Raw genomic sequence first — 12726 nt, 5'->3', positions numbered from 1 at the left:
TATCTGTACACTCTTTCTGAATAATGAATGATTCATTTTGTCCCCACCAATGATCCTCTGGCCACATCTATCCTATTTTCAAATTTTACCACAATGTGGTTATGCAGTCAGTTGGCTGCTTAAAGATTATTCCTCTGCTTCCAGCCAACGCTTCACTTTATTCTCCATCTCAATATGTAATTTTTCTGTTCTTCCAGCGTCCCGATACATCACCTTCAAGTATTTCTCAGGGAACATTTTGTTCAAGGAGGACTGATATAAACTCCCATCCTTAGGCTCCGTATATTCGATTACAGCGTAACCCGCTGCTTTTTCCTGCAACCGAATGACAGCAGGCAATGAATGCCCCGCTTGATTTTCTAACCCAGAGGACCTATTAAACCCGCCAAAATAGGAATGCAGATAAACAGTAAAGATACCGTTTGTTTCGCTCGCTCCATATACGTGATGAACCTCAAATGGCTTTTCTATATGAGAATAGACGGATGAATATTTTTGAATGATATAATTTGAGATAGCTTCATTCATTTCATTGGAAATATGAACCGTAGATTCATTCTCTTCATATGCAATAGAGCGCTCATTCTCGCCACCTTTATCAAGCTTAATTCTCTCATCCTCTTTACAAGCAGTAAGCACGAACATAATTGTAATCATGAATAACATCATTTTAAACCTCACGCAAATCCTCCTTATGAACGCTTCTACAACTTCATCGCGTAATTGCAAAATGAGCCAAAAACGCTTAACCGTATAGACTCTCATACCATGGTTTAAGTTTCATTTTTGGGTAATTTATTCAACTAAACCTTCGAAAATATCTGTTTCACATTCTTATCCGTCCCTACGCATACAAAATCACTTCACCCTCATTCCCTCTAAATATGATGCTCTGTTTAAACGTGAACAAGGACGTAAACACATTTGTGCTTACGCCCTTGTTCATTTAGACTTTTCGATTTCCTTTTATTAAAATGAGTATTTCAATCCTTTTTGCCCTGCATGATCTCATTTTATTAAATATAGCTTCGAGTATCATTATTCCTGCCAAACTTATAGACGGCTATTAAAGTGAAGACCACTGAGAAAGCAATCAAAATGACCAGGTTCAAGGATAATTCGCCAAAGGATACTCCCTGCTGCAGATCGCTAAAGGTATCCAGCAGCCAATACTGGGGAAGAAAATGCGCAAGCTGCTGCATGGTTTCCGGCATGAGAACAAGCGGGAACATGCATCCGGACAACAAGCTGCTAGGAATGAGGATCATATTCTGCATGCCGCTAGCCGTTGAGGAGCTGCTGGAAAATGCCACGATGACAAGTGATAATCCGATTGCCACCAGCGCAAATAACACAAGAATGAGGAACATGCTCCAATAAGGAATACCCGGGTCAACATGGAATATAGTCATCATGATCAACAGCGTCACTGCAATCTGCAGCATCATCATCGTTAAATTAACGATGATATTAGATAAGACATAGGTTCTAGGGGTAATCGGTGAGGATAGAAGGCGATAATAGGTTCTATTCTCTCTTTCCTTGATAAGAATGCCCGATAAATTCGAAGCTGACACCAGCATGAGGATAAGCAAATATCCTATCGATTGATTGGTTTTGTTGAAATTAACCGATTGATCCTCCACTTTCAGGGCCGAAAGTTCGAATCCCGGTTTTTCAAAGCCGTCATAAAGGGTAATAAACTTTGCCTCATTTCCATGAGCTGCCCTGCCGATCGAAGCCATATTGTTAATATGCTGATCCAAGGATGCCTTTACCTGTCCGGTAACCTGCGCCCCCTTAATCGATACGATCTTAACATTCGCGGGTTCGCCAGCAATCAAGCCCTGTGCGAAACCTGCTGGAAAAATAATCGCTGCATCCAGCTCGCCGGAAGCAATCCTTCCCTGTATCTCAGTCTCCTCAAGCTCAATGACAAGCATGGAATCCTGCCTGCCCACCGAATCGATCATGCGTTTAGTAATCGTCTGGCCTCCATCATGATTAACAATGCCCATTTTCAAATCAACTTCTCCCGTGCCTCCTTGGACTAGCGTCGCGAGCAGAATACCCATAACGGGAAAGACGAAGTATATAAATAGATTCAAATAATTTTTAAAGGTGGACATAAACGTTTTCCGGATCAGCCATAAAGTATCTCTCATCACTACAACCCCTCCCTTCTGCGCATCATCACTAATGCGATGCCAAGCAAGACAACGGCAAAGCCAATATTCAACAGCATGGCGTTAATGGTTGCTGACATATTGTTTGCGTAGATCATTTCAAGAATAGCGGCATTGGACCATTGCAGCGGAGAAAGCGTACTGAGAGCTCCCATGAATCCAGTAGCCTCCTCGACCGGGAAATATGAACCGCCGAGAAATGCGGCCAATTGGATAATAATCATAACAACGGTGCCTGATGCATTCCCCTTAATGATGTAGCTTAACCCGAGTCCCAAGCTCACGGCGAAAATGATTTCAGTAAAGAGCGTTAGGAATACGAGACCCAAATGGTCTCCCCAATAGGCATTAAACATGTATTTGCTAATTAGGACTACGACCATCGTGAGTATCATATTCAGCACGACAAGCCCCGCTAGCTTACCCGCGAAAATTTCAATTTTCGTTACCGGCGAAGCAAGCAATCGGACAGCAGTATTCCTTTTGCGTTCGCCATCAATTAGTTGTGCAGCCGTCAAGGCGCTGTATAAAATAATCATTGTCGTAATCGCTACGGCAAAATAATCCATGGCACCCGGTTTCCTTGTCGCATTCAGCGATTCTTCCACGACATAGCTTTTGCTCTCGCTTCCGCTCATGATCGCATCGGCTTGCTCCGAGTCGGTACCTGCTACTTCGGCTGCCAGACGGTAACGGTCTGCAAACGCCGTGAGCACGCTCCCCGCAATGCCGCTTTCAATTAAGCTCTGACTGCTGCTGTAATATTCCAGCCCACTGTCCGTAATCTCGGCGTAACCGACATACCGGTTATTTTTCACTTCCGTTTTCCCATCCGTCTTCTCGTCTGCCCTCTCGAGCTGAATGCCCGCTTGGCGCATCTGCCCCGTGAAGTCATCCCAATAGCGTGAGAAATCACTCGACGAGCTATTGTTCTTATAAAGCACCTTTATCTCTCCAACCGTTAAACTGCCGTTAAAGGCATTCGTAAGCGCCGTTCCCAAAATAAGCATCGTTACTAGCGGCGACACTAGCAAGAACAACAGCATCTTGGGGTCACGGATAACCTTTAGTTCCTTGAGCATGATTCTGAATACGTTCATATCCACTACACCCCCTTATTCCATCTATTTTATTGGTCCCGTAGGCTTCTGCCTGTCAATGTCAGGAACACCGTCTCCAAGCTAGGCTCATTCTCTTCCACTGAACGGATTTCCAGATTGTCTGCCATTAACTGTTGGATAATGCGGTTCAAATTATTGACCTCGGAATCAGAGGTCACTTTCACGATCCGATCCTCCACTTCAACCCGGTTTACGCCCGGTATTCCCTCCAGCTTGCTCCTATCGAGATTTTCCGCTGAGCGCAACTCAATGCTTATATTTTTTTGATTCGTAATGATAGCTTTCAGCTGGCTTTTCGTTCCTTCCGCAATAATTTTACCGTGGTCGATAATGGCGATCCTTGTGCAGATCTCCTCGACCTCCTCCATATAATGGCTCGTATAAATGATCGTACAGCCTAGTTCATTCAATTTTTTCACGGAACCAAGAATGTAATTGCGGGACTGCGGATCGATCCCCACCGTTGGTTCGTCCATAATAAGCAGCTTTGGCCGATGGGCGATCGCGCAGGCTATATTCAATCTTCGCTTCATGCCGCCTGAGAAGTTTTTCGGATAGCTTTTGTGCTTATCGCCAAGACCTACGAATGCTAGTGCCTCAACCACCCGTTCCTTTAACTCCGCCCCTCTGAGTCCGTATAATCCGGCAAAAAAATGAACGTTTTCGTATGCGGTCATATCCTCATAAATAGCCATTTCCTGCGGCACAATTCCGATGTTCATCTTCGCGAATTTGCTATGCTTAGCAATACTTTTGCCAAGAACCTCGATTTCTCCCTTGGTGACCCGAAGCAACGAGGCAATCATATGGATAGCCGTGCTCTTGCCTGCCCCATTCGCGCCTAGAAATCCGAATATCTCGCCTTCCTTTACAGACATCGTGATATTGTCCACCGCTATGAAATCCCCGAATTTTTTTGAAAGCTGCTTTATTTCAAGTACGTTCATTTCATCACACTCCCGTTTCGTCTTTCGGATAATGTAATTGTAATAAAAAAGGATGCCCCTGTGACAGTGCACAAGTTCATCCTTAACCCATGAGAATCTTCCTATGTCATGATTGCGAATCTCATTTTATCCGTGAGGAATTAACGTAGTGACACGGAAGCCTCTTGAGCCATCGACAATAATCGTGCCATTTACGCTTGCTGCCCGTTCTTCCATGCCCATTATCCCAAGGCCTTTAATCACCTTCTGTGCTCCCTGCCCGTTGTCCGATACTTCGACCTTAATCAAGGTTCTCAGCACCTGGATATGCGTCGAGACGACGGTAGCGTTCGAATATTTCATGGCATTGGTCAATGCTTCTTGGGTGTTCTCCTGAATGACCTTCCACTGAATCGGAGTGATATTGTCGACATTTCCTTCATGAGTGAGAGAAGTCCGCACCGTATGCTTCGCAGAGAATTCATCAATGAATAATTTCATCCGATTCATCCCAAGCTGCTCTGTTGGCGGCTTCATATTTTTGAGCACAAGGCGGATCGTCTCGATTCCGTCCTTGGAGATGTGAATCGCATTCTGCAGCAGCTCAGCCGACTTGTCCGGATTCGAAGTGAACAAGCGTTTCGAAGCTTCCATTTGGATCAATGCGCCCGTCATCGAGTGTCCGATCTTATCATGAATTTCCTGGGACAGCCGGTTCCGCTCCTCCAGCTTTATCGTATAATCAGACTGTCTGATATATTCTTTATTCTCATTCAGACTTTTAGTCAACTGCTGGATGTGCTCATGCCTATTTTCTAAATCTGCTTTGAGGTCTGTCATTCTGCTTATGTACGTGTTAAGCAAGAGGTTATATAGGAAACTAATCATCACGATGAGACCGTACGTAACTAAGATGGACTGAGCATAGTGAGCTATCCAGATGAGCGGAGCCAGCATAAGCACTAATATCATTCCGCGTTTACGCAGATATATAGCAAATAGCTCGTAAATGTTCAGAGGAAGCAGGAGTATAAACACCGGATGAACATAGGAGGAGGATACTGCAGTCGCCAGCAGGGCCAGCAGAAGCACGGTCGACTTGCTGCTAGCCTTTTTCACGATATGGATGGAAATATTCAAGCATAGGTAGAGAAGGATCGACAGCATATACCATGGTGAAATCGAGCCCATAGATTCATAGGATCGAATGGCTGCATAGCTTAAGAGGACCGCTTTCAGGCCCATGCTCCAAATCTCTACAGGGGTTCCTCTTTCCCTCATTTAGTCCACTTCCCCGGTTAGAAAATAAATCGCGATCTGTGTACGGTGCATTAGACCCTTTTTTCCCAAAATAGAAGTAATATGATTGGCGATCGTACCTTCTGAAATAAACAGCTTCTTCGAAATTTCACGGTTAGATAGTCCCTTTGCGATGAGAGACATAATGTCATATTCCCTATCGGTAAACAAGCCTCTATCGATTTTACTGCCTCTATCCATCTTCTTATCTTTGTCCTTGTCCGCGAGCAAACTAGATTTGAGCTTATCCAGCACAGCATCCTGCAGCACATTATGCCCGTTGTATATCGTGATAATGGCATCCCGAATCCGCTCTGGATCATTATTTTTCAGCAGGTACCCCTTCGCTCCGTTGCTTATCGCATCAAGAATAAACGCCTCATCATCAAAGGTGGTCAAGATTAGCGCTTTGGTTCCTGTCTGCTCCGAAATCAGCTTGGTCGCTTCCACGCCATTCATATTGGGCATTTGCACATCAAGCAGTGCCACGTCTACTTCGTTCTGCAGGCAGAAATCTAGGGCTTCTTGACCATCCTGAACCGATGCCAACACCTCGAATTCATCAAAGGTGGTCAGGATGATCCTCATGCCTTCACGGACAAAAGGATTGTCATCGGCAATAATAACCTTTATTTTCAAGGCTAATCACTCTCCGTTCATTGCTGTTTAACTGCTCCATCACGTTTATTTGAGGCGGAGCAAGATTGATGAATAGTCTGTTGGGGCATTCGTTCCACTCCGACAGCCTATTCAAAAGCTATTAGTGCTTCCGTATTGAAGTTTCACTTTTTTCTTCTGAAAAGTATAAAGATCAACCGAGCAACTACAATAACCATGATAATGCTGAGAATAGTGATGATTATTGAAGGGAAGTTAATGCTCATGAATGGGTCTCCTTCTTTCGACTTGAATTAGTTATGCTCATCGAGAGGCGCCTTCGCTAGTCTAAAATACGAACCGTTCATGCATTCATCGGATTGTATATTGTATTGCTTTAACGTCTCGATATTTTGGTAAGTGAAAAGCTTGTAATCCAAATGGAGCGATCCGAAAAGACAGGATTAGTACAAGCATTACAATCGTTACATTAAGATGAGCTTTCGAACCATTCTTCTGCTTCTGTCCATGCATGACGCATCATACAGTTCATGCCTGACTCCTCTAATTTGTTGGTATTTTAGCTTTCGTGTCCCGATAGCTGCACACCAATTTCACTGCCTAATGTGAAGCCCAGCTTTATGTGCAAACTCTTTGAACTTTTCGAATTTTCCATGATCTTTGCAGTATAGTGGAAAGCTTAAATCATAGTTTCCTAAAAGCACTGCTTCAAGATCAGGAACATAGAAATTTGAAAAACATAATTCTCTAGTAGATAACATTACAAGGAAGGAAAGCGTGTTGAAATCGCTTATTTTATATATATCGGATTTGTGACGCAACAATTTTCTGAATGTTTGGGTTTCCGAATCATTTAATCTCTTTAGGATTGTTTTTATGATTTCTTTTTTATACGGCGAACCATCTTCAAAAGGAAAACGAACATTTACATAAATCGCTTGGTTCTTGTTATTTGATTTGTATATCAATTGAAAAAAATCAATAAAATTCTTCACACACTATAACTATTTAAATAGGAAAGCAGCTCTATTTTTGTAACGTTGTGGTTGAAGCTTCTACATGATCAAAAGTTTGTTACCATACAAAAAAAGACACATAGGCTCTGCTCCCTGCGCCTTATCATCCTTTTATTCTAAAAAGATACGGTTATACACTAGTCATTCGATGATGAGCCACCATCAGAGCTCGATGAATCATAGCTGCTGTTGTCATTGCTAGAGTGTGCACGGTCATTATTAGAAGAAGAATCCCTCGTATTTTGCCGCCAGGAATCGTTGCTCTGTTCCGCAACCTCCCAATTATCTTGATTATCATCTGCCTTTGAAGACGAGATTTTATCTATACTTGAAGCAAATAGTCCGGGAATAATTTGTCCTTTGCCATTACATTTACCGCAGGATTTGTTTCCAAAGAAGCCGCTAACTTACCTGTACCGCTACATTTTTTGCATATTTTCACGAAAACACGCCCTCTACGATTCTCTATTGCTTACCATAATTTCTATATGTTATCACAAGATCACGGCTTTCGGATACCCATATTTTACCGTTCCCGTCCACTGAAGCTGAATATTTTGTAACTACAACAATTCCTATAATAAGGATTTTTCCCTTTCCGGTTCAAGCTCCTTAAAACAGCAATATATGACTCATTATTTATTCGCGATAGCCGCAGACCTCCCTTTTGCTATCTTCGTTTTAACACTACTTAATTAGCGTTATCTGTCTGTTAGCTTAACGTATTTTAGTTTTGAAGGAATTCGGCAGATACATTGGTGTTGTTCCAATCCACATTTATTGTGTACGAGCCAGGCTCCAATTTTGAAAATATCTTTAGATCTGTATAATCCTTACCAGGCTCCAAATCTATGTAGTCTTTTACTGCAACCCCACCTTCGTCTACCACTTTGTTGCCTTTTAACAACTTATAGCTTGCTCCGCCAATTACAGTCACTCTTTCTTCACTTTCATTTTTAAATGAATAGATTATTTTAGTATCGGCACCTACGTTTTCCACCTTAACAGAGCCGACTAAATCAGATTGATTTGTATTACTGTTTGAAGCTGTTGGTTTATTTGTAGAAGTCTTCGCGTCTGTTGGGGCAGTGTGTATTGGTTCTGACTCAGTAGTTGATGTTGTACAGCCTGCCAAAATCATGCATTCGACTAAGACTAACATTATGAAAATGCTTTTCATTTTCTTCATTACTATCACCTCGTTACAATCAGACGGACACGTTCATAAATAGGTTGCTGTAAGTCACTATTCAGCTAACCTTTCCATTCGTACAACAAGGCCTTTCATTTGAATTAATTGAAAAAAAGAGCTCATCAGCTGATGAGCTCTTTTTTCTGTTTCCCTTGAATGAGACTAATACAATTTTCTTGCTATGCGTTTTTGTTAAACCATATTCAGCTTCTTTAACATACGGTACAGCAATTCAATACTTTCTGCGCGAGTTGTTTTTTTATCAGCGTTAATTTCAAATACTTCCTTTTTATTAATAATACCTTCATTGAGCATTACATTTACTGCCTGCTCCGACCACTCGTCATATCCCTGAGCAGCATCAAACTTTTGAGTACTGCCTGAGCTTTTATCATTATATCCACCATAGCTCAGAGCACTGTTCAGAACGAAGAGCATTTCTTGCTGTGTAATGGTTTGATTGGGTCTAAACGTGCCATTCTCATACCCATTTAGAAGACCGGCTTTTACAGCGGATGAAACACTATCATAGTACCAAGCACCCTTATTTACATCTGATAATTTAGTTTCTTCCGCAGTTGGCACAATGCCTAATGTTTTAATCAGCATAACTGCGAATTCAGCACGAGTGACAAAAGCGTCAGGCTGGAAAGCACCACCTGCATAACCCTGAACCACCATTCGGGAAGACATGGTATCTATAGCAGCTTTGGCATAGTGGGATGAAGGTACGTCTTTAAAGCTTATTTGTTTAGAAACGACCGCATATACAGAATTCCCCTTCCGATAAATGGTTGCAATCACTCTGTTTCCTTCTTTACTGAAGGTTGCAGGAACAGGAGTAATCGCCCCAGTTATCGAATTTATTGTTATTGCTGCTAAGGACTCCATCGCATGGTTATTCAAATCAAAAGAAATGATATGCTTTAGGTATACATTGGTATTATTAATTTCTTCTACGGCACCATTCGCTCGTTCAACAAATATTGTAAAATCATACTGCGGCGTTACCGCCTTTGCACCTTGCAGGCTCAATGGTTTATTAACAAGATTAGACGCTGAATCGACAATCTTTACTTTGATTCGATCGAGTTCACCTATACTATGCGATTTGAAAATGGATGCAGGTATAATGAAACCTGTATCTACGCTTTCAATATAAAAAACCGCATTCTCATTTTTCTTGGCCACCTTTTGGAATTGACTTCCCGTCAGTGTGACTTGCACCTCATCAACTTTCTCTTTAACCTTTAACTTGACTTCCTCAAGCTTGCTTTCTGGCTTCTTGATTTCTGCATCCAATAAAGAATCGTCAATATTGACAAAACCCAGATTTTTCCCATTCGCATTTTTGGTAATAACGACCTGTGCGTATCCATTTTCGGCATTTTCAGACGGATTTGGAAGAACAACTCCGCCTGGTACTGTACCGCCACCGCCCGGTGTTATTCCGCCACCGCCGCCTGGCGTTGTTCCGCCTCCTCCATTGCCAGGTGTTGTTCCGCCTCCACCTGAAGAGCTGTATCCCTTTAAGACAAGAAAACTTTCACTTTTACCTACTGATGTCACGGACACATATAGAAGTCTATATAGGTTATCTAAATTTAAATTGCCTACGACAACGGAACTACTTCCATTTGCTACTGTATTTTCTCCGTAAAGCTCACCATAAAGATTATATACTTTGACAACATCGCCCACTTGAAGCCCCGTTACAGTAACTGAGTTGGCTGCCCCTGTCGCGTACGTAACAGTAATTTGGTCTGCATTAGGAGCGAGAGTCATACGATCTGGTATTTCAGTCAAGAAATAACCAGGAGCTTCATCGCCAGATTGATCTACCAATTGAACGGAAAGCATGACAGCCCCTGCGGGAATATCCGTACCGTTAGGAATAACAAACTCATTTTTAAGCTTCCCTGCCGCTAATGGCAAACCAATTTGCTGCAATTTCTCACCCTCTTCATCTACAAAATGAAGAGTATAATAATCACCTGCTATTACACCAGGCGCCTCTTCAAAAGTTACCTTTCCACCGATTTTCGATGGGGATGGATCGGTATCGTTAAAAACAACATCATCTACATAATAAGTACCGTAATCCCATAAACGAAATAACAATTTGGAGTTTTCCATATGCATGTCTTGACCAAACTCACTTGAAACAACGGGTACAATGGCCATTTTTTTCACTTCGGGCGGCAGCTCCCTCGAAATGTCCCTCTTGTAAGTTCCGTCAGACTGACGATCAAATTTGAAAATATAGTCCTCATAAACGGAAGTGACCTGCTTATCAAAAGCATCATAATATTTCACTCTATAACCACTTACCAAATGATCAATAGCTCCCGGTTGGAATGTAATCGAACCACTTACTTTTTGAGTTTCTTCATTTGTATCCATGAAATAGGCTTCTACCGGACGAAGTCCATTCTCATAATTAGTTTTAAACTCTTCATAACTACTAGATTTATAAAGCGTATAATACGTTTCATTTCCTGCTGCTTGTTTTCCGTCAGCCGCGAAAATCATTACAGTGCCGTCATTATTAATATGTCCGTAACTCGCCGTAAACGGAAGTCTCAATATAGGATTAAATGAATCCCTGTCAAAAAATGCATTGCTAGATAGTACAATTTTCCCTTTGGCCGCTAAAATAGGAGTAAAATACATATCTAAGTATTGGCCATGAACATGACTCAAATTAGCTGCATCAAATCTGGTACCGGCAAAATAAACAAAATTCTCATCCAGTATAATATCTTTATGAATATTAGAATATCCGTTGGCTGTTTGCTGGGTCACTTGTCCAGCTGCAGTATTCATCATATAGAGTTTACTTCCAGTTGAGCGCGTTTCTCCGATGTATAACGTGGATCCATCAGGGCTGATCGTTAATCTCGGACTGCTGTATAAATTTTCATAGCTGGAGTAAGTGGAATCATACACACTAACTTTTGCCCAGCCCTCTTGATTCGTATAGAAAAATTTCCCTATTCCTGCTGCAATGTCGTTAGTTAACTCACCAACTTCAAGCTGCGTAATAGGTGCCATAAACTGGCTTTCATTCTGCGTATCGATCTTTGCAATATGAGAGCTGCCCCCCAAAGAGACATACAACACACCATCTCGAATGTCCACATCCGAAGGCTTAGAGCCAATGTAACGATCCCCTACAACCTTAAATGATGCTGTGTCAATCTGCAGCAGCCTGCTTGCTTCCGTTGATACCGCATATAAATACTTCTCTTCTTTTCCTAGAACCCAAGCATTAAGGTTTCGATTAAATGTAATTGCACCCTCACGATCCTGGTATTCGATAGCTCGCTCCGAAGAGTCAAGCGTGAACGTTTCTTTCGTAATGTTAGAAGAATAAGAAGAAGTGCTGTATACTGTTCGCGTACTGTCACTTACCGCTGTTCGCCGATAATTAGAAGATGAAGATGAAACTGCCACCACTATTTCTTCTTTTTTACTAATAATGCGTTCATTGGAATACACATATGTATCATCAACGGTTAATGCTTGTCCTGAATAGGTGGAAATAATGGTGCGTTCGTCAGGATTTATACGGAACATGCCATAATAAATATCGCCATTGTCTACATGAAGAGCATATGCATAGTCTCCATGGTACGGCTTTAACGACCATAATTTGCTTCCATCAGTCGTACTGTAAGCATTTAGTAAGTATGCGGAAACACCCGTTTCACCCGCATAAAGTACATGCCTTTCCTTATCAATTGCTAGCTCTGGCTGATATATGCTCTGTTCAATCAGAATATCTGTATTGCTGCCAAGGTCTTTGCGGTAAATCTCAGTCCGCTGATTTCCGCCGGCATAAAACAGAATCTCACCATCCAGAGCTAATCGATTGGGCTGAATTTTCGTATTAATGGTAGATGCTACGATCTTTTGGTCCACATCCACTACTGCAATAGAAGTAGCACCGCTTAAAGCCACATATAATTTATTATTAACAAGCTCCATGCCCGTAGGTTTTGATCCGACGGATAGCCGCTTTTCGATCTCCATTGTTTCTTTATTGAGAAACAATAATTCATTGGTTGACGTTCCCGTTGCATAAATATACCCTCTCTGTTCATCCATCTCCAAACTGTTGATAATGGAGCCAGCGTTAATGGTTTTGGAGGATGATAGTGAAGAAACGGCATGTGCTTGTGTGACTGGAAAAACTTGAGCAGGACTAAAGATGGAGACCAAAAGCACTGTAATTAGCATTACGCTCCATCTTCTTGTAGACTTCAATATCATTAAAATTTCTTCCCTTCCAAATAAATAGAATATTTTCTAGTCTTATCTAAATCTTTAACATTCTTCGTCTATACAAACAATTCCTTCCTTTCA

General features: G+C 41.8%; 8 protein-coding genes. All 8 read right to left on the bottom strand.

What is annotated here, in order from left to right; all coding sequences use genetic code 11:
- Positions 1 to 126 precede the first annotated feature (126 nt).
- Positions 127 to 681: a hypothetical protein gene (locus AC0YN3_RS06965; RefSeq protein WP_475774402.1), complete on the bottom strand. Its 555-nt coding sequence runs from the start codon at positions 679 to 681 to the stop codon at positions 127 to 129.
- 335 nt (positions 682 to 1016) lie between these two features.
- Entirely contained in the window at positions 1017 to 2165 is a 1149-nt protein-coding gene (locus AC0YN3_RS06960; RefSeq protein ID WP_475774401.1) for an ABC transporter permease, read from the bottom strand.
- Between the two features lie 2 nt (positions 2166 to 2167).
- Entirely contained in the window at positions 2168 to 3286 is a 1119-nt protein-coding gene (locus AC0YN3_RS06955; protein ID WP_475774400.1) for an ABC transporter permease, read from the bottom strand.
- Positions 3287 to 3315: 29 nt separating this feature from the next.
- Positions 3316 to 4254 carry an ABC transporter ATP-binding protein gene (locus tag AC0YN3_RS06950; protein ID WP_475774399.1) on the bottom strand — a complete coding sequence of 313 codons (939 nt, stop codon included), beginning with the start codon at positions 4252 to 4254 and terminating at the stop codon, positions 3316 to 3318.
- A 126-nt stretch (positions 4255 to 4380) separates the two neighbouring features.
- On the bottom strand, positions 4381 to 5514 hold the full coding sequence (locus AC0YN3_RS06945; protein WP_475774398.1) for a sensor histidine kinase: 1134 nt from the start codon (positions 5512 to 5514) through the stop codon (positions 4381 to 4383).
- On the bottom strand, positions 5515 to 6171 hold the full coding sequence (locus AC0YN3_RS06940; protein ID WP_475774397.1) for a response regulator: 657 nt from the start codon (positions 6169 to 6171) through the stop codon (positions 5515 to 5517).
- A 1722-nt stretch (positions 6172 to 7893) separates the two neighbouring features.
- Positions 7894 to 8355: a hypothetical protein gene (locus AC0YN3_RS06935; RefSeq protein ID WP_475774396.1), complete on the bottom strand. Its 462-nt coding sequence runs from the start codon at positions 8353 to 8355 to the stop codon at positions 7894 to 7896.
- A gap of 195 nt (positions 8356 to 8550) precedes the next feature.
- Positions 8551 to 12600: an S-layer homology domain-containing protein gene (locus AC0YN3_RS06930; RefSeq protein ID WP_475774395.1), complete on the bottom strand. Its 4050-nt coding sequence runs from the start codon at positions 12598 to 12600 to the stop codon at positions 8551 to 8553.
- Positions 12601 to 12726 lie beyond the last annotated feature (126 nt).

This window comes from Paenibacillus sp. J22R232 (genome assembly GCF_056269165.1).
This window is presented reverse-complemented; position numbering and strand designations above follow the sequence as displayed.